Annotated in this window: 12 protein-coding genes; 5 read left to right on the forward strand and 7 right to left on the reverse strand. The window is 53.7% G+C overall.

Features of this window, described 5'->3' with window-relative positions; translation table 11 throughout:
- The first annotated feature begins 191 nt into the window (after nucleotides 1–191).
- From J0A68_RS11310 to J0A68_RS11325, 4 genes are all read left to right on the forward strand, one after another.
- On the forward strand, nucleotides 192–2,996 hold the full coding sequence (locus J0A68_RS11310) for a PQQ-dependent sugar dehydrogenase (protein ID WP_206578322.1): 2,805 nt from the start codon (nucleotides 192–194) through the stop codon (nucleotides 2,994–2,996).
- 257 nt (nucleotides 2,997–3,253) lie between these two features.
- Nucleotides 3,254–5,440 carry an alpha-galactosidase gene (locus tag J0A68_RS11315; protein ID WP_236025543.1) on the forward strand — a complete coding sequence of 729 codons (2,187 nt, stop codon included), beginning with the start codon at nucleotides 3,254–3,256 and terminating at the stop codon, nucleotides 5,438–5,440.
- Nucleotides 5,441–5,636: 196 nt separating this feature from the next.
- Entirely contained in the window at nucleotides 5,637–8,111 is a 2,475-nt protein-coding gene (locus J0A68_RS11320) for a PSD1 and planctomycete cytochrome C domain-containing protein (protein WP_206578323.1), read from the forward strand.
- A gap of 72 nt (nucleotides 8,112–8,183) precedes the next feature.
- Nucleotides 8,184–9,614, forward strand: coding sequence for a DUF1501 domain-containing protein (locus J0A68_RS11325; RefSeq protein ID WP_206578324.1), 1,431 nt, complete (start codon nucleotides 8,184–8,186; stop codon nucleotides 9,612–9,614).
- A gap of 63 nt (nucleotides 9,615–9,677) precedes the next feature.
- On the opposite strand, the gene J0A68_RS11330 is transcribed toward J0A68_RS11325, so the two are convergent.
- Entirely contained in the window at nucleotides 9,678–10,403 is a 726-nt protein-coding gene (locus J0A68_RS11330; RefSeq protein ID WP_206578325.1) for a hypothetical protein, read from the reverse strand.
- Between the two features lie 154 nt (nucleotides 10,404–10,557).
- On the reverse strand, nucleotides 10,558–10,707 hold the full coding sequence (locus tag J0A68_RS11335; RefSeq protein ID WP_206578326.1) for a hypothetical protein: 150 nt from the start codon (nucleotides 10,705–10,707) through the stop codon (nucleotides 10,558–10,560).
- A 351-nt stretch (nucleotides 10,708–11,058) separates the two neighbouring features.
- Between J0A68_RS11335 and J0A68_RS11340 the strand changes: the two genes are divergently transcribed.
- Nucleotides 11,059–11,646 carry a YceI family protein gene (locus J0A68_RS11340; RefSeq protein ID WP_206578327.1) on the forward strand — a complete coding sequence of 196 codons (588 nt, stop codon included), beginning with the start codon at nucleotides 11,059–11,061 and terminating at the stop codon, nucleotides 11,644–11,646.
- A gap of 375 nt (nucleotides 11,647–12,021) precedes the next feature.
- Here J0A68_RS11340 and J0A68_RS11345 read toward each other — a convergent pair whose 3' ends face one another.
- The 5 genes from J0A68_RS11345 to J0A68_RS11365 all read right to left on the reverse strand — a co-directional run bounded on the left by J0A68_RS11345 (nucleotide 12,022) and on the right by J0A68_RS11365 (nucleotide 19,930).
- The gene (locus J0A68_RS11345) at nucleotides 12,022–12,861 is read right to left on the reverse strand and encodes a glycerophosphodiester phosphodiesterase family protein (protein ID WP_206578328.1); all 840 of its coding nucleotides are present in this window, start codon (nucleotides 12,859–12,861) and stop codon (nucleotides 12,022–12,024) included.
- 11 nt (nucleotides 12,862–12,872) lie between these two features.
- Nucleotides 12,873–14,207 carry a purple acid phosphatase family protein gene (locus J0A68_RS11350; RefSeq protein ID WP_206578329.1) on the reverse strand — a complete coding sequence of 445 codons (1,335 nt, stop codon included), beginning with the start codon at nucleotides 14,205–14,207 and terminating at the stop codon, nucleotides 12,873–12,875.
- Nucleotides 14,208–14,333: 126 nt separating this feature from the next.
- Nucleotides 14,334–15,857 (reverse strand): Fic family protein, encoded by a 1,524-nt coding sequence (locus tag J0A68_RS11355; protein WP_206578330.1) that lies wholly within the window; start codon nucleotides 15,855–15,857, stop codon nucleotides 14,334–14,336.
- 349 nt (nucleotides 15,858–16,206) lie between these two features.
- Nucleotides 16,207–18,882 (reverse strand): carboxypeptidase-like regulatory domain-containing protein, encoded by a 2,676-nt coding sequence (locus J0A68_RS11360; RefSeq protein WP_206578331.1) that lies wholly within the window; start codon nucleotides 18,880–18,882, stop codon nucleotides 16,207–16,209.
- A gap of 208 nt (nucleotides 18,883–19,090) precedes the next feature.
- On the reverse strand, nucleotides 19,091–19,930 hold the full coding sequence (locus J0A68_RS11365) for a GLPGLI family protein (protein WP_206578332.1): 840 nt from the start codon (nucleotides 19,928–19,930) through the stop codon (nucleotides 19,091–19,093).
- Between the last annotated feature and the right edge of the window lie 26 nt (nucleotides 19,931–19,956).

Raw genomic sequence — 19,956 nt, forward strand, 5'->3', positions numbered from 1 at the left:
ATTGGAGGGGTAAGATAGTAGGATTCTCGAAACGCCCATCCCCCTTTTCTACCGCCCAGAAATATTTTTTGGAATTGAAAATCAATTGACTAAAATTGAGACAATAGATAGACAGCAGTCCACTGCCTACTGTCTGCCAGGTTTCGGCCATCGCCGAGTCCATGCTTTTAATCCAATCCCAACAATAACCTATGATCAACCTTTTACGCAAACACTCGCTGGCTGCGCTGGCGCTACTCGGCCTCTTGGCCTGCAAGTCCGAACCGGAGGACGACCCCACCGTCAAACCGGAAGACAACCGCTTTACCAAAGTCGTCCTCACCGAGGGCATGGACGAACCTATGGAGATGACCTTTCTCCCGGGGGGAAAGATCCTCTTTGTGGAGAGAAAAGGCGGCGTCAAGATCCTCGACGAGGCCACCCGGGAAGTCACCCTGGTAGCCACCATCCCGGTCAACACTAAGTACACCAATAAAGAAGGCGTAGTTCGCGAGGCGGAAGAAGGGCTCATGGGCGTGATTGCCCACCCGGATTTTGAAAAAAACCACTGGGTGTACCTCTACTACGCCGATCCCTCCGACGCGAAGCATGTGCTTGCCCGCTGGGAACTGAGGGGAAATGAACTCGTGGAGTCCACCAAAAAGATCGTCCTGGAAGTTCCCACCCAGCGCGAGGAATGCTGCCACACCGGCGGCGGGATGGTCTTTGACGCGGAGGGAAACCTCTATCTCACCGTGGGCAACAACACCGTCAATCCCCGTGAAGGCTCCTCCAACCTGGACGAACGACCCGGCATGGAAAACTCCGACGACCAGCGCGCACCCGGCAACACCAACGACCTTCGCGGCAAAATCCTCCGCATCCATCCCGAAGACGACGGGAGCTATACCATTCCGAAAGGAAACCTTTTTCCGGAAGGCACCGAAAAGACCCGACCCGAGATCTACACCATGGGTCACCGCAATCCTTGGAGGCCAACGCTGGACAGCAAGACCGGCTACCTCTATTGGGGTGAAGTCGGGCCGGATGCCTCGGTGGACTCCATTTGGGGACCAAAAGGGTACGATGAATTCAATCAAGCCAAGGGCCCCGGCTTCTTCGGCTGGCCCTATTTCATCGGGGACAACTTCCCCTACAACCGGCACAACCACGCCGACAGCAGCTACGGCGCTCCCTATGACCCAAGCAAGCCGGTCAACGAGTCGGTCAACAACACCGGCCTGAGGGAACTTCCAACCCCTGTCGTCCCCGCGATGATCTACTATCCCTATGGCAATTCGGAAGTTTTTCCTGAGCTGGGAGCCTCGGGTAGAAGTGCTACCGGCGGGCCGGTTTTCCGCAAGGCTGATTTCAAAACGGATGCTCCCTTCACTTTTCCTGCTTACTACGAAGGGAAATGGCTGATCGTGGACTTCATGCGGGGCTGGATTTTCGCAGTCTCTATGGATGAAAATGGTGACTACCAAAGCATGGAGCGTGTCCTGCCCAATGAAACTTTCAGCTCGGCCATCGATATGGACTTTGGCCCAGACGGGGCGCTCTACATCCTGGAGTACGGCTCGGCTTGGTTCCGAGGCAATGCAAACTCCCGACTGATCAAGATCGAATACAACAAAGGCAACCGCAAGCCGAACGTGAGCGCCAGCGCGGATAAACGCTCCGGTTCGGTTCCGCTGACTGTCGTTTTCAGCTCAGAAGGAACCAACGACTACGACGACTATGATCAGGGAAAACTGGCTTACTCCTGGAAGATCAGCAACGGAGCAGGTTTTGACCAAACACTGACCGAAGCCAACCCCAGCTTTACCTTCTCCGATCCCGGCACCTACCAGGTCGTCCTGACCGTGACCGATACCAAAGGAGAGACCAACAGCAGCGCAATGGAAATCGTCGCTGGAAACGAGCCTCCTTCCGTGATGATCGACTTTGGAGGCGCCAATAAATCCTTCTGGTTTGGGGATAAAGAGCTGCCCTACTCCATTAGCGTGAGTGACAAGGAAGACGGCAGTACAACCGATGGCAAGATCAAAGCCGAAGAGGTAGCGGTGACTTTTGACTATGTACCGGCAGGCTTTGACCCTATCGAGATTGCCTCCAAGCAAAGCGGTGTGGAAAACGCAGCCATCCTCAATCTGGGCAAAAACCTCATCGAGGCCAGTGACTGCAAGTCCTGCCACCAATACAGCGAAAAATCCATCGGCCCGAGCTATCAGGCAGTGGCCGAGAAGTATCCCAACACCGAGGCCAACACCAAGTACCTCATCGACAAAATCATCAACGGCGGCGCGGGCGTCTGGGGCGAGCATGGCATGGCTGCGCACCCCTCGCTACCCGAAGCGGATGTCCGCAGGATGGTCGACTACATCCTCTCTATGGACGACACCCAAGCCAACATCGCATCCCATCCACTTTCCGGAAAGGCCAGCGCAGTGATCCCTGAGGGAGAAAACGGCCAAGGCAGCTTTCTACTCCGCGCGTCCTATGCCGACAAAGGCGCCGGAGCCATCGGTTCGCTTTCCGGAGTGGACTACGTCGCCCTGCGCAATCCCTTTCTCGACCCGCAGCTGTCTGTGGACAGAAAAGGCGTACAGCTCCTCACTACGCCGAGCATCAGCTTCATGATGATCGGTGACGGTTCGCACATCGCCTTCAAAGGCATAGACCTGACTGGCGTGGAGCAGATCGACGTGATCGCCAGCATCAGCCAGCGAAACGGCGGTGTGGGCGGCTCGGTGGAAATCCGTCTCGGCTCACCGACCGGAGAGCTGCTTGGCCAGTCCCAGACTATTGGACGTGTGGAGATGGGCTTCCGCCCGCCTCAGGGCATGAACATGCTCGACTGGAGACGACAGGTAGCTCCCCGGGCCAAGACCCCGATCAAGGCTGTGAGTGGGTTCCAGGACATCTACCTCATCTTCAAAAACCCGAACGCCAAGGGCGAAGAAGTCCTGATGAGCCTGATCGAGATCGAGTTTAAAAACAAGGCGGACAACTAGTGATATGTTAACTCCTAAATAACCTTTCGACTTCGCTCAAGTTGACACCGGACTGTCAGGTCGAGCGCCTGCCTAGCCGGTAGGCTGGGAGTCGCCTGTTCGATGGAGATACAAATAGCAGTTCTCATGCCCCGAGTCGTGTCGATTCGGGGCTGTTTTTTTTGGGCAAAAGCACCAAATCCCGCTTCGTCCGGATGGAAAGCTTGGGGCGAAGGCTTATTTTCAGGCGAATTTTAGCCCAAAACCCCAATTTACCCATGCTTACTTTTGCCCGGGCCAAGAACGGCCACCTCCCTTTTACCTTTTTGCTTTTGCTTCTGGCAGACCTTTGTCTGCTTTCTCAACAAGTTTTTTCCCAAAACGAAAAAGGCGATTGGCTGGTGGACGGCAAGTCAAGGCCTGCCCAAGTGCTCGAAATTTCCCCCAATGAAATCCAACTCACCAACGGCCTGATCCGGCGGAGCTTTTACCTCGATCCTAACTTGGTTTGCTTTGATTTTAGCAACCTCAGCACCGGAGACCAGCTCCTCCGCACCGTCATGCCCGAGGCGCGGATCACCCTGGACGGAAGGGAGTTTCTTGTTGGTGGCGAGATGGATTTGAAAGAAAAAGGCTTTTTCAAAAAGGAATGGCTTTCGCAGATGGGCAATCCAAACGACAACTTTCAGTACCAATCCTACCAGGTTTCCGACATCACCCCACTTTTCCCTTCAAAAAGCCAGTTTTGGGCTGGCGACAAGAAGGGCGGCAAGGGAAAAAAAGTGACCTTTTCCTACACCCATTCGAGATTCCCAGGACTTCGATTGGCTATCCACTACGAAATCTACGACGACCTGCCCCTGATCGGGAAGTACCTGACTTTGGAAAACAAAGGCGCAAAATCCATCCACATCGATCAGGTCGTGCATGAGATTCTCGGCACCGTGGAGGAGGAATCGGCCGTGGTCGGCAGCACCGACGAGATGAAAAAACCGCATCAGCTGTATGTGGAGAGCGATTTCGCATTCAACAACTCCATGAATGCCGAACTCAGCAACCAAGCCAGCCACTGGAAGCAGGACTCGTCCTACACTTCCCAAGTCAACTACAACTACCAAACCCCGAGCACCTTGGAGATCTATCCGGAAAAGGGAATCGGGATCGACCTTGCCCAAAACCAAAGCTTCCGCTCCATCCGCAGCTATGAACTGGTGCTGGACAGCTACGACCGGGAAAGAAACGGCCTCGCCCGCCGGAAAATGTACCGGGCGCTTACCCCCTGGGCCATGCAAAACCCGATCTTCATGCACCTGGTCAGCAAAAACGACGAACAGGTACGCGTAGCCATCGACCAGTGCGTCGCCACCGGTTATGAAGCGCTGATCCTGAGTTTCGGTAGCCACATCAACATGGAGGACGAATCCCCCGAAAACATCGCCCGCTGGAAATCCCTCGCCGACTACGCGCACTCCAAGGGGATCAAGATCGGCGGCTATTCCCTATTTTCCTCCCGCAGCATAGGCCCGGAGACAGACGTGATCAGCCCTCTCACGGGCAAACCCGGCGGGGCGTTCTTTGGCAATGCGCCCTGCCTAGGCAGCGAATGGGGACTGGACTACCTGCGAAAGCTGCGGCATTTCTTCACGGAGACCGGCTTTGACATCTTCGAAAATGACGGCCCCTACCCCGGCGACGTCTGCGCCTCCACCACCCATCCCGGCCATCAGGGACTGGCCGGCTCCCAATGGACGCAGATCAACCTGCAAAAGGGCCTCTACCAGTGGATGAACGGAGAAGGAATCTACATCAACGCCCCAGACTGGTATTTCCTGGACGGCACCCACAAGATCGCCATGGGCTACCGCGAGGTGAACTTTGCCCTGCCTAGAGACCGACAAAAGATCCTCAACCGCCAGAATATCTTTGACGCGACTTGGGAAAAGACACCTTCCATGGGTTGGGGTTTTGTACCGCTCACGGCCTATCACGGCGGCGGCCCTGATGCTGTCCTAGAGCCGCTCAACGAGCATCTGGACGACTACCGCCAGCTCATGATGCAATATTACGGCGCGGGAATCCAAGCCTGCTACCGAGGTCCAAGGCTGTACGACACCGAGGAGACCAAAGCCACCGTCATCGAGGTCATCGACTGGTACAAAAAGTACCGGGACATCCTAAACGCCGACATCGTCCGCCTGAGAAGGGCTGACGGAAGGGACTGGGACGGCTGGATGCACGTGGATCCCAAGGGAAAAGAAAAGGGCCTGATCATGCTCTTCAATCCAACTCCGGCACCCATCAAAAAAGATATTTCCATCCCGTTGTACTATACAGGCTTGGATGAAAAAGCCAGCATCCGCGAGCAGGAGGGCTCAACCAAATCTTATTCGCTCAGTAGAAATTACGAAGCTGTGGTTCCTGTAGAAATCCCAGCGAATGGCTATACCTGGCTGGTGGTGGAGTAAATCAAGACGCTAGATTTAAGAATCAAGACACAAGACTTTGCAAACGGCCTGCTAGGTTGGAGATTCAATGCTTAGTCCTTGATGGTGTTCAATATATGCAAGGCCTTACATAGCCCAATCCTCCCGAGAAAGGGTACTATCAGGACAGGCTTTCTGGGCAAAAAGCCTATATTTTCAGCCTGTTCTGTTCTCGCCAATGTTCTACAAACCCCAAAACAAGAGTCTTTTCCGCGTCAAGGCGCTTGCCATTAGCGCTTCGCTGCTGGTATTGGTAAGCTCGTCCGCCCTAGCTCAGAGCGGGGATGAGGGCACTGGGTTCTGGCTTTGGCAGCTGCTCGGCAGGCTCCATCCCCTGGTGGTGCACTTCCCGATCAGCCTCCTGATCGTCGCCGGGCTCTTGGAGCTGCTGACGCTGAAAGACTTCAAGCACCCCCTGCGTCCAGGCATACGCATGCTCGCCGTGACCGGAGCGGTCAGCGCGGTGGTCGCAGCGGCTTTAGGACTGCTTTTCGCCTCCAACGAAGGTGTGACCGGCTCGCTGCTCGACCTCCATCAGTGGATAGGCATCATTTCTGCCGGACTGGGCTTGGCCCTGCTTTTCTTTCTGGGAAAAGGGAAAAAGAGACCCAAAAGCATTCCTGTTTACCGCAGTCTGCTTTTTCTCTCTGGCATCGGTGTCGGAGTCGCCGGGCATTTTGGTGCTTCACTCACGCATGGAGAGGATTTCCTGACCGAGGTGCTTCCTTGGCAGGAAGAATCCGAGGCACCCGAGTCGCTGACCATTGACGTTGCGGTCTTTGCCTCGGCGCTCTCTCCAGAGCAGGAAATCCAGCTCGTCACCAACGTCCGCTCCGTCCTCGCCCACAACTGCTACAAGTGCCACTCCGGAGCCAAGATCGAAGGGGAGCTGAGGCTGGACGAAAAGGAATTTGTCTTTGCCGGAGGCGAAAGCGGGCCGATTCTCGTACCCGGAAATCCAAGAGAGAGCGAGCTGATCCGCCGGATTTCCCTGGGCAAAAACCACGACGATGTCATGCCCTCCAAGGGCAAGCTGCTCAGCAAGGAAGAGATCCAGCTCCTGAGGCTTTGGGTGGAAAAAGGAGCCCCTTGGCCAGACGGCGTAGCCCAGCAGTCCGTCTATCGTGTGGCGGCTTTGGCTCCAAGAAAGCCCGACCTGCCTCCTGCCAAACCTGGACTGGAAAACCCCATCGACCGCTGGGTGGATCGGTATTTCCAAGAAAACGAGTTGGCCTGGAGTGAGACGGTGGACGACCGCACCTACCTTCGGAGAATTTACCTGGACATCATCGGCTTGCTCCCATCGCCTGAGGAATTGACCGCTTTTGAAAGCGACCCCAACCCTGAAAAACGCGACATTTGGCTCCAAAAGCTGCTGGATCGAAAGGACGACTTTGCGCAACACTGGTTGACCTTTTGGAACGATCTCCTGCGAAACGACTACACCGGCACCGGATACATCACCAAAGGCAGATTTGCAATCACCGACTGGCTCTACACCTCCATCCGCGACAACAAGCCCTACGAACAGCTGGTCAAGGAGCTGCTGAATCCCTCCCCCAAATCCAAGGGCTTCATCGAGGGCATACGCTGGCGCGGGACGGTCAACGCCTCCCAACGCGTGGAAATGCAGGCCGCGCAAAACGTGGGACAGGTCATCCTCGGCCTCAACCTGAAATGTGCCTCCTGCCACGACAGCTTCATCAGCGACTGGAAGCTGGAACAGTCCTATGCCTTTGCCAACATTTTCGCAGACTCCACGCTGGAAGTGAGCCGCTGCGAGACTCCTACCGGAGAGATGGCCAAAACCAAAATCCTCTGGGAAGAGCTCGGAGAGATCGACAGCCTCGCCACCAAGGCCGAAAAGCTCAAGCAGCTGGCCGAGCAGCTCGTGCAGCCCGCCAACGGACGCATGTACCGCACGGTCGTGAACCGCATCTGGAAGCAACTCATGGGCAGGGGCATAGTCGAGCCCGTGGACGAGATGGACAACCAGCCCTGGAGCGAAGACTTGCTGGATTGGCTGGCGGTGGATTTTGTGGAAAACGGCTACGATCTCAAGCGCCTTATCTTTCAGATCGCTTCCTCGAAGATTTACCAAAGCCAGTCCATCGCCGTGGCTTCGCCAGAAATGCTGATGGCTGCGGACTTCAAGTTTCAGGGATTGGTCAGAAGGCGACTGACTGCGGAGCAGTTTTCCGACGCGGTCAGCCAGCTCTCGGCTCCCCTATTCGACTCGGCAGAGGTGAAGTTTCGCCCTTACGAACTCATTCCGGAAGCGAAGCCTTCCCTTCCATTCGCCCGAGCGGCAGTCGTCGCCAACAATGCCTTCCTGACCTCCCTCGGCCGTCCCAACCGGGAAATCGTTTCTACGAGCCGGGATTCCCAGGCCAGTTTGCTCCAGGCGCTGGAGCTGAGCAATGGGGAGCGGCTCAACCAATCCCTGACAAAGGGAGGAAAAAATTGGACTGAAAGCTACCCCGATGCCGAGCAGCTCACGCGAGAACTCTATGCACGGGCCCTGCTCCGAGCACCAAACGAAAAAGAACTGGCCGTTGCCAAACAAGCCTTCGGAGAACGGCCAGAACCGAGCGAAGTCCAGGATTTTCTCTGGGCCGTTTTTCTCCTACCTGAATTTCAAATGATCTACTGAAAACTCCGCCCCGGCTGGTGCCTGTCTGCCGAAAGGCAGATCTTCACCTGCCGGAAACCATTCGTCGAAAACATGAAAACGCTCAACTCAAGACGGGACTTTCTCAAAAAAACCAGCGCCGCCGCAATGGCCACCATGGGCATGGGCGCGCCATTGGCGGGATTGCTTTCCTCCTGCGGATCGGGAGGAATGCCCTCCACTGCCGACTCGGTGATCCTGCTTTTCATGGCTGGAGGCATGGCCCACACGGAGACTTTTGATCCGAAAAAGTACACGCCTTTCCGCAAGGGAATGGAGTCCAAGGAAGTGCTGAGCACGTTCCCGGCCATCCCCACCGCGCTGGACGGGATCCAGTTTTCCGAAGGGCTGGAAAACATCGCCTCCGTGATGGACAAGGGCACCTTGATCCGATCTTACGTTGCGGCGGATTTGGGACACATCCTCCACACCCGTCACCAATACCATTTCCATACCTGCTACGAGCCTCCCCAGTCTGTCGTCGTCCCACACTTGGGGAGCTGGATCGCCAAGGAAAAAGGTGTGCTAAATCCCGTCATTCCGCCCTTTATCAATATCGGGCAGCGCTTCACCGTCGGCGAGGGCGAAGAACTGAAAGCCTTCCACAGCGCGGGTTTTCTCGGTTCGGAGTATGGGCCGTTTTTGATTCCCGACCCCTCAGCGGGACTGGAAGCGGTCAGACCCCCAGTTGGGATGGACTCTAAACGCTTTGAAGCCAGAAACCAACTCTACCAAGACTTGATTTCTGCTGGCCCAATGGGAGAATTTGGCTCCGACTACCAAAAAGAATCGCTGAAGCGCTCCATGGAGCAGGCCTACATGCTGCTCAACTCGCCGGAAGCGAAGGCTTTTGACCTCAGCCAAGAGCCCAAAGAAAGCTACGACAAGTACAACACGGGGAAGTTTGGCTTGGGCTGCCTTTTGGCAAAACGGCTGGTAGACCAAGGCGCGCGCTACATCACCGTGACCACGGAGTACGAGCCCTTCTTTGGCTGGGATACGCACGACAACGGCCACACCCGGCTCAAGGACATGAAAAAGATGATCGATGCCCCCGTAGCTCAGCTCATCCGGGACTTGGATCAAAGCGGAAAGCTCGACAGAACCCTGGTCATCTTGGCGAGTGAGTTTAGCCGGGACATGCTCACGGAGGGAAGGCCTGATCTAAAAGTGCTGGATCAAGTCGAGGTGCCCGATATCATCGAGGACATGAAAAACTACGGTATGCACCGCCACTTCACCGACGGCTGCTCGATGTTGCTGTTTGGCGGGGGAGTCAAGCGAGGGCATGTCTTTGGCAAAACCGCCGACGAGCGTCCCTGCAAGACCATCGAAAACCCCATCAAGATCGACGGCATCCACCAGACGGTTTACCACGCACTGGGAATCCCAGCGGACAAAAACTACGAGATCGAGCAGCGTCCCTTCTACACCACGCCCGATGGGCATGGAAAGGCGGAGCTTGACCTCTTGGAAAAAGCCTAAAAACTAAGATTTCGAAAAAAAAGAGGCTGCCTCAGCTATGAGACAGCCCCCCTTGCATTTGTATCAGCTATCGTCTTTCTTTTTGAACCTGAAACTGTAAAACCTATACCCCATGGTCATGCTTAAGAAATTCCATCGGTTCTCGAAAGGATATTTTTTCCCTTCCACCTCTATTTCTCTGGAATAATAGGATGTCGGTTGGTACTTTGCCCAAAACACAATTCTCCGGGCATATTCGATCGATCCTCCAAAGGCAAAGTTGGCGGTAAAGGGCATTTGAGAGGTTTCAAAGGAATTGTATACTGTGGAAAGTTCTGGTAGTCCGCGATGAAACTCATCTGCTTGTTCCTTAACAATATTAGCAGACAGGTTCACCCCTCCGAAGGCATTTAACCGAATCTTTCCGACTTCAAGGAGCGTGAATTGGGGCAAAATTTCCAAGGAGAGTCTCCCAACAGGCGGACCTCCAACTTTTCCCTCAAAGAGACCGGGCACATTTGGAAATACCGGCTTGCTGTTATCATAAAAGTAATACCTCGTGAATACCCGCGAATAGGTGACCTTGTTATGGAGTGACAGGCGATTGGAAATCTCCCTTTCATAGAAAAGACCAAAAATCCTGGTAGTGGTGGTCCCGCCTCCAATGGGCTCGACAATAACGTTTCCTATTTGATTGACATTGCCAAAGCTATTTTGATCCACCTGGCCAAATTCGAGTCCAAAGGAATTCTGCGAAAAGGCATTCCAATGAGCCGATAAACAGATAATACCAATTAGCAGTCTTTTCATTATCGTCGGTTAGCCTTTGTTCTCAATAAAATCAACAACTCCTGGGTCGTCCAAGCTTGCCGCAACATTTTTGGCAACCTTCGACGCTACTTGATCTTTCAGCGTACTTGAAAATGACATCTCGCTTTCCTTGACCAAAAGAGATGGAGGGTCATTATCCCCGACTAACTCCTCCTGGCAAGAAAGCAGGCCAAATGAAGCTACAATAAAAACCAGACTCCTGAAAAGAAGCGCTTTCAGAAAATTGTGTTTTTGTGTTTTTGTGTTTTTGTGTTTTTGTGTTTTTGTGTTTTTGTGTTTTCATGGTTTTTAGATTGTGATTTCCAAAAATATAGTAGAACCAAATATTAAAAAATACCCTGTATAGGGTATTTTATGCATGTTTCTCGACTTTTTTTTGGGGAGCGTGGTGAAACCGACATGATCGAGAACATCAAAAACTACGAGATCGAGCAGCGTCCCTTCTACACCACTCCTGACGGACATGGGAAGGTGGAATTTGACCTTTCGGCAAAAGCCTAAGGCCGAACATCCGGACAAACATCCGCCCATCACAAATCAACAACCCTAAAAGAGGCTGCCGTTAAACTTTGGTAACTGTCAAAAATCAAAGACAGACGTTTCATTCCACAATCAAACCAAACCCATTACACACATGAAATTCATCTCTACCATTGCCCTGGCGGTAGGAACCTTCCTCGCCAGCGCCACAGCGCCCATCGCACCTGCCACGGTCAACAAAACCGAAAGCACCGTCAAGTGGATGGCCGAGAAAGTCACCGGCAAGCACTGGGGCTATGTGCCCATCTCCGATGCCCAACTCGACGTGGCCAACGGCAAAATCACCGGAGGTACCTTTGAAATGGACATGGTCAACCTGACCGTGGAAGACCTCACCGACCCCAAATCCAAAGGCAACCTCACCAACCACCTGAAGTCTGACGATTTCTTCTCCGTAGAGAAATTCAATAAGGCAACTTTGAAAATCAAGGATGCAAAAACCTCCAACGGAACGGACTACACCATCTCTGGCGACCTGACTATCAAGGGAGTCACCCAGCCGGTCTCTTTCCCTGCGAAAGTGTCCGTAGCTGGCAAGCAGCTGACTGCTACCGGAGAGATCACCTTTGACCGCACCAAGTATGACATCAAGTACCGCTCCAGCAACTACTTCGAAAACCTGGCCGACAAGGCCATCTACGACGACGTCAAGCTGGAAGTGAAGCTGGTCGCGACAATTTGATTTGAAAATTGAAAGATTTTAAAAACTTGTCCGCTGGGGCGGATTGAAAAATTTGGCCTGAGTCATACTCAGGCCTTTTTTTTTGACCAAGTACCATGTTTCAAACTTCCGTTGTCTTGCTTCTCCAGAAGCGGGACTAGTCTTGTTTCTTCTATGTGAAAAAACTCTTTTTTACCGCTGAGGCGCAAAGGCCGCTAAGCTTTGGCAGATTAGCTTTTCATTTCTGAAACCAAAAAGCTTCAGCTTTTTTCTCTGCGCTCTCGAAAACACCAGCTAGTGTACTATCGTGTGCCGTTCAGAACGACGTCAGTTCACACCTAGTCCAAAATTCTCCGCGGTCTCTGCGGTTATTTTTTTGGTGAAAGAAAACGGGCCTCATTTCCCATTAACTGTACTCCGATACTCCACCCAAAAAGGCACCAAGTCCGTCTGAACCATCTTGGCACCGGGAGCGGTCAGGGTTTGGGCGATTTGGGGATCGGGATTGGCAGAAAGCTGCCTGTCGCTGTCACCGAGGGAATTGATCCAGGCTTTCATGCCGAGTTTCTTACAGACCTTGATCGTCTTTGGCGTGTTGAAGCCCGCATCGATGTGGATCAGCGTGGGATCAAAGCGCTTTTCGGCCTTGTAAAGATCCCCGACGGAATAGGCCCTCGGCATCAGCTTTGCCTCTGGCAGCAGCCTCCGCACCTTATCCAGCACCTCCCAATCCGAATCGAAGAAAAAGACCTGGTCTTCCATTCCGAGCTCTTTGACAATCGGCACAAGGTATTCGACCTTTTCGGTCTTCAGATCCAAGTCCACATAGATTTTGCCCTTGGCCAATTGCAGCGCCTCGCGCAGCGTGGGCACCAACTGGTCGGATTCGCTTCCGTCTGTATTTTTCAGCCGAATCCGCTTAATGTCTTCGGCTTTCATCGTCTCAATCGGCCCCCGGGCGGAGACGGCCGTCCGGTTGAAGGTGCCGTCATGGAGCAGGAAGGGCACCCCATCCGCACTCACGCGCACGTCGATCTCAATGATATCGGCTCCAAGGCGAATGGCCTCTTCGATGGATTTCAGGCTGTTTTCGGGATAGACTTCATGCGCGGCGCGATGGGACGCGATCACCAGGCTGTCCGGATGCTCCATCCTAACTTTGATCTGGCTGAGTTGGGCATGGGCTCCTGCGGAAATGAGCAGGAAAAATGCAATCAGGGAAATGCGGTAGTTCATGTTTTGGAAAATCATTGTTCTCTTGATCCTTCCCGTTCTGGTGTGGCCGGGATTCGGTTGACGATCTTGTTGCCGCCTTTTTTCTTGGTCATCACAAAAGAATCATACAGCTCGCCAGTGGCCATGTAGGAGTCGTATTCGAGCTGATCGCCGTTGATGCGGATCGTCTGGAAAAGCTGGGTGTTGAAGGCCTTTCGCACCATCCAGTCCTGCTCCTTCACGTCATACATCTTTGGCCCAGCCACGGAGACCACATAGACCGGACCCTTTTTGTAGTCCAATTCCTCCGAGCCCGCCATGGTTTTGGCTTGGCCACGCGCATAGGCATGGTCATGGCCTTGGAGTACCATGTCCACTCCAAACTCCTCGAAAATCGGCCTAAAATCCCGCAGCAGCTTGTCGTTTGTTCGTTCCGCCTTAGTCGCATAGACCGGATAGTGGATGAAGACAAACGTCCATTTCTTCGGATTCTCGGTCAGGATCTTGCGCAGCCAGGTCTTTTGGACCTCCAGCATCTCATTGGATTCGTCGATCTGCTCGGTATCCAGGGAGATCAGCTTCACGTCGGTGTAGTTGACCTCATAGGCCGTTTCTTCGAGTTCCGCCACACCTGCCGGGCCATTGGATGGCAGGTTAAACTGCGCCCTCCAGTGCTCGGTGATCTTTACGTTGCGAAACTCGTGGTTGCCGGGGCTCATGAGTGTAGGAATCGAGGAATGCAAAAAGGCGCCGCCTTTGAACCACTCGCCCCATTCCAGGTCGGAATTGTGGCGGTTGATCAGATCCCCGGCATGAAGTGTGACATCCATACGGCCCGCCTTCAGGTGCGACTCGCGATAGACTCGGCTCCACTGTGACAGGATGTTGGTCTGTGCATCGCCATAGTACAGGATTGAAAACCCTTCTTTGGAATTCGGCATCTGGATCTGAAACCATTCGCTCCACAGTCCAGGTTTACCTACCCGATAGAGGTAGCCAGCGCCGGGAGTGAGCTGATCGACCTTCGCAGCATGGTTGTTGAAAGTCAGGATGGGTTCGTCTTCCTTTTGGGTGGTGAATTTGGAAGTGCTGGCGGAAAACCGCTTGACCTCCTTCTCAAATCCCGGCCCGGGAGTGGCTGGTGCCAGCTCCAAAAACGACTCGGTCACGGCCGAGGAAGTCCGCCAGTTGACGGCGATGGAGGTCTCTCCGTCTTCTCCTGGATGGAGAATGATCCGGTCGGGACGTTCGCCAGCCAAAGCCATTTTGCCGGGAATGGAGTCCGCGATCTGGGCCTTGCTTTGAAATGGATTCATACCGCCAAGCATCAAGGCGAGAAACAGTGAAATCTTGATTTTGTATTTCATGAAAAGAGTAAAATGAAAACAGGACAGGGCACTAGGCCCCATCCTGTCAGAAAACCAACATCTATTCTACCTCCACAAGGTAGCAATCGGGCTAGTCTGGCCGGTTAATCCTTTGTGAAATTGTCTTTACGATTCGGCTTTCACCAAGGCCGCCAAGAAAAGAGCAAAAGGTCGAATGTCTCCATCCGAACTGGCAGCTTCCAGCGCGGCCATGTATTCCTCCCGTCTCGCAAGCGGCACGATCACCCAATCGTAACCTCCCGATGCCAAGAACAAATTCATCAGAAAGCGTCCCAGGCGGCCATTTCCGTCGATATAGGGATGGATATAAACAAACATAAAATGTCCCAAAACCACCCGCACGGCTGGGTTGGGCTCATTTTCCAAAAGCTCAAAATAGGCCGGCATCAGCTCACGCACCACTTCTGCGGTGGGGGGGACGTGCTTGGATCTCCGGATAAAAACCGGCTGGCTGCGATAGCCCGCCAGATCCGAGGCTCGGATGATGCCCGCCGTGACGCTCGGCGCAAAGAGCTCCCGGTACCAAGTCTGGTGTACCTGATCCGCCACCAAGCCGGAATTTTCCGCTCGGAGCACACGCTCCACAGCCTTTTTTACCTCCTGAAAAGCTTGCCAATAGCCCCTCGCGGCCAAGGCATCCCGGTGCTGCCGGTCGCTTTCGCTCCACTCGGGCTGCCGATTCCCACTCCGCACCCGCTCGATCAGCTCGTTGGATACCCGGTAGCCCTCGATGGACAGGGAGTTATAGGCATCGTTCACAAAGTTGTCCGCGACCTGCTGCAAGTAGCCCGGGATATCGGTGGGCAAACCCGGCGCTGGCGGAAACACCTCGATGATCGGTTCCCGCATGGCGTGCCAGAGCAGCTGGAGTCGGTTGACATACGGAGACACCTGCCGCGAGGGGATCGCAAAGGGACTCGTTGCTTGGAAAGGATCATTTTCCATCACATTATAGCCCACGGAGCGCATGCCCGAGAGGATATCGTCAGCGATCCGTTCTCGGCCAATATTCCGAAAAGCCCCTGCCATCCGCCCAGCCACCACACTATGCCCTCCCTCCAGCAAGATCTCCAGCAGCTCGGAGGCATCCCGAAAGCTCGCCAGAGCTGTCCTTGCCTCAGTGGGATTGTTGCGGTAGAAAGGCTCGGGACAGTACACCAGCGCCGGAGCCAAGGCAAACAGCCTTAGGCCGCCCAGCATCTGCACACTTTCCCCGCTGGCGGTATTGGCTCGGGTCTCAAAGATGGAGGTATCGTGGGGAAAGACCGTGGTCTGGTTTCGCGCCTGCGGCGAACGCACCAGCAACTGTCGTGGCACCGTCAGATTGCCCGCATGCAGGATGACCGACTGCTCAGGCGACAGGCTCCAGTTGTCCCCAAAGCGAACCTGCAGGTACGCGGCGATGAAATCCCAGAAGGAGGTAAACCAGGCCGTGCTTTCGCCAGCTGTCTCGTCCGGCCTAGCTGGAATGTACCAACCCCGGATCACTTCCTTCAGAAAGCCCGTCCGAGTCAATCTCTCCCGATGGGTACGGCTGAGGTCTGCCGACTGCACAGCAATCTTCCCTTCCCCTTGCAGACGTTTGAGGACATCGAGCGATTGGGCGAGTTTTTCAGACAGCTTGGCCATACCACAAAGGTAATTTAGCCTTTACGGACTTACAATTTTTAGCTTAAAAAGTTTATTACATTTTAGCTTTTGATGCGTTTTAAATTTAGCATTAGACGGATCGCTATATTTAGCTTTTAAGGAACAAGCCATCTAATTCATTTCACAAAAATAGAAACAGCCATACTTTGCCATTCTACTTCTGTGGCCATCCGTGGCTTTTTCCGTGGCGATCTGTGGGAAAAAGTAAGTTCGCAACAAAAAGCTTTCCCACGGATTCCCACGGATAGAATACACAGACTTTCACAGAATAATGATTTTGGTTATCAGCTTCTTCGATCTCCGGTCTTCCGTCTTCTGTCCCAAAATCTTACAAATCAAACTTCACGCTCAGTATCCCGTACCGAGGCTGCACCAGATAGGCGTAGGTGCTGATGAGGTTTTCGCTAAAACTATCCCTGCGGATCGAGCGCGTGTCGAGGATATTCCAGACAGACAGGCGGATTTCCCAGGGGCTAGACTTGCCCTGATAGCTCAGAAAGGCATTGAGAAACTCATAGTCGCTGCGAATGCCACTGGCTTGGTTCAGGTAGCTGTTGTACGTGTAGTCGGCGTTTAGCTTCAATCCTTTGTAGATATCCAGATCGATTTCCAGCTTGGGACTGTGGGTCGCGAAGGTGTTTTGGATCGCTCCCGAGCTGTAGTTGTTGGCGGTGAAAGCGTAGCCCAGATCCACCTCCAATATCTTAAAAAAGGTCGTCGTGAGCTTGGTATCGTAGGTTTGGGAAAACTGCTCGTTTCGGCTTGGCATCTCGTCCAGCACCAGGTTGGTGGAGAAAGCATTCCAGCGTCCGCCCAGCTCAAACTTAAATCGATTGAAGCGCTTGTCCAGGCGCAGGTTTGCGCTGGCCGTCTCATTGACCGGCTCCACGTTGAGCACCGAGAGGAGGCGATTGATCCCCATGAATTCCGTGCTGGTGACCAGCTCGTTTTTCTTTCGCTGCCAGAGCAAATCCCCAAAGAGATTGAATCCGGAAAATAGGTCGAAATGGCTGAAATTAAGCGAATGGGTGTAATAGAGCCCATTTTCCAAAACCCGATTGCCTTGGAAGATCGCATTGTAATCCTGCAGCACATAGCCCTGGGCAAGCCTTTGGATATCCATAAAGTTGGCCTCGGTCTGGAAACGGTAGGTCAGGGAGCGGTTGGATTTGATCGCCCACTTCGCATACATTCCCGGCAGTAGCATCACTTTGTCGTATTCCTGCTCGTCGGCAAACTGTCGGTCGCGCCAGGCATAGCGATGGAGGTAAAGTGAGGGGCTCAGGATGACTTTTTTCCACTTGGTCTTGTAGGTCATCCCGAGGTAAGCGTCCTGCATTCCAAACTCGTTGTCATTGGCAAAAGCACCTAAATCTTCTGAAGCCTCGGCCTGTCTCATGCTTCCCACGAGGCTCTGGGAGATATTTTGGTAGCCCAAAGCCCAGTTGAGGTGGTTGGTCGCATTGAGGATGTGGTAGTAGTTGAAAGCTCCCTCGATGGTCTGGCTGCGGATCTCCTGGTTTTGGAGAAAGCGGTAGGTCTCCTGATCCATCAGCGGGAGGAAATCCCCGAAAGGCCTTCTGTTGGTCGTCAGGTCATAGAGCGGATCCTGAAATTTCTTTTCCCAATTTGCCTCCATGGAAAAGACATTCTTCTCGGTGGAGGCATGGTACCACTCTACCTTTTGCTGCAGACTGAAAGGTGTTCGGGTCTGCGCTGTGGAGAGTTTTTGCTCGATTTGCCCAAAATTGGAGTTCTGCACGTTGCTGTTGGCAATGTCTGAGACCTTGCCAAAGAAGCTGTACTTGAGGTAGGTCTCTTCCTTTGGCGTGAAAGTCAAGCCATATTTGAAAAGTCCCGATTTGTTTTCCACCTGGCTGGCGGTAGTGAGCAATTCCTCGTTGTTTTCCCCCGAATTCAAATACGTGCGATAGGAAGAACTTCCCAGCCTATTGTCCGAGGCCGAGGCGATGGCAAAGCCCGAATGCCTCCACTTTTTGCTTGGCGTGTAGTTGAAATTGAGCGCGCCAAGATGCGTCTCCAGCGAGGCGGCATTGTCGCGGCTGGCCATGGGAATGCCCAGATCGTCGGAGCTTAGATTCACCCGAGAACCCGTACGGGAGCTCAGGCCAGCCATTCCCCCGCTGAAACGGAAATAGTCCTGCAGCGTGAAGGTCTGCTCGCCCACATTGTTGGAGCCCCCGATCAGGTTGAGGTTCAGCTTGGGAGCGTAGTAGAATACATTGGCGTGACCGAGGTAGCGCTCTTCGAGGCCTCCACCTGCGCTCAGATCACCAAAGACCATGTTCTTTTTGCCGTCCTTCAGCTGGATATTCAGCGCGAGGGTCTCGTCATTGTCGAGTCCGCGAACCGGGGCGATTTCGTTGAAGTTTTTCAAGACTTGCACCCTATCCACTGCATTGGCAGGCAGGTTTTTGGTCGCCAACTTGGTGTCCCCGTCAAAGAAAGCCTTGCCATCCACCATGACCTTGTCCACCTTTTTGCCCTGCACTTTGACCTCCCCGTTGTCATCGATCTCGAAGCCCGGAAGCTTTTCCAATACATCGCCCAGCTTTCGCTCCGTACCCGTAGTAAACGCATCAGTCTTGTAAGTCAGCGTATCGCCATTCATCGTCACGGGCATCTCCGACACGACCTCAACCAGCCCTAGCTCGGTGTCGCTTTGCGCCAGCACGATCTGCAGCTGCACTTCCGGGTCCCAGTCGGAGATCACTTTTTCAAACTGCTTATAGCCCACAAACGACACCCGAATCAAGTACTCGGAACCTGGAGCAAGCGTGACCTTAAACCTCCCCTCCTCATTGCTAATGCCAAAGCCGCCGATCTTTTGCGTGCTTTGGTTGATGGCGACCACGTTGGCATAGGCGATGGGCCGGTTCAGGCTGTCGAGCACCTGCCCGATCAGGGGCTTGGTTTGGGAAAAAGAACTCAGGGAGATCAGGAAAAGCCCAAGGCAGAAAAGAATGCGGTAGAGAGAAGGCATAGTTGGTTTAGTATGAATTCCAAATTGTAACTGCTTTCGACAGCGCTGTCAGTCCGAGCGGAGTCGAGGACCCTTCGACTCCGCTCAGGGTGACCGACACTCGGTTTTTAGGAAAAAAATCCTAAAGATTCAATTCTTTGTACTTGACAGAAAGTCTCGCTTTTAGGCTCTTGGATCTGTCTAGCTACTTGATACTAGTGTCTTGCTACTAATTGCCAATCCTGATCGTAAACTGGTTTCCTTCGCCGGGTTTGCCCTGGTAGCGGTTCATCATCTGCTTCATACCTTCCTCCTGCATCGCGCGAAACTCCTCCCGGGTCACGACTTTGCCGCGCTTGGGGTGCTCGATTTTGACCGGGTCAGCCGAGGGATTCAGCTCGATCTTTTCGCAGACCATGGAGCGGCCCGAGTTGTGCACTTCGAGGATCAGGCCGGGGAGGCCAAAGTAGTTTTCCGGTCCATGCGCTACGGGAATCTCTGGGGTAAACCAGGCCACGACCTGGATGGTGTCTTTGACGTTTTCCATCTCTGTCATACCGGTAGAAAAGCGCTGGGAATCCACAATGCGGGAATAGGTGGCCTTTTGGGCCGTGTAGTTGCCGATCTTTTTGGTCTCGTCGCTCAGCTCCCATTCGGCTGGTTCGAGTGCGTCTTTGACCAGAAACTCCTTCCCCATCACATCCTGCTCCTGCTCAAATGCCTGCTCGGCGACGTTTTTGTAGAGCACCCGGTCCGCGCTACCGGTGTTGATCACCATGGTCATACCACCGGAGGAGGCCGTGGCCGGGCCACCGCCGAGGCTTTCGGCCTGCTTCCAGTTGGATTCGGTTTGGGTGAAGGAGAGAATGTAGTCCCGCTCCATCTGTTTTTTCAGTTGGGCCTGCATCTCGGCCATCTGCTCGGGACTGGTGCGGGTGCTGTCCATCTGGAAGCGGATGGCGCTCGTGGTTTTGTAGTAGGCCCGACCGGTGAGGCCTTGGCCCGAGGCTTCGCCGATAAAAGTACCTGCGAAAAGGAAGCCTGCAAGGAGTAGAGATTGGAGTTTCATAGCATGTGTTGTTTAGGTTACAAATG

This window comes from Algoriphagus oliviformis, from assembly GCF_017254915.1.
In the GTDB taxonomy this organism is placed as follows: Bacteria; Bacteroidota; Bacteroidia; order Cytophagales; family Cyclobacteriaceae; genus Algoriphagus; species Algoriphagus oliviformis.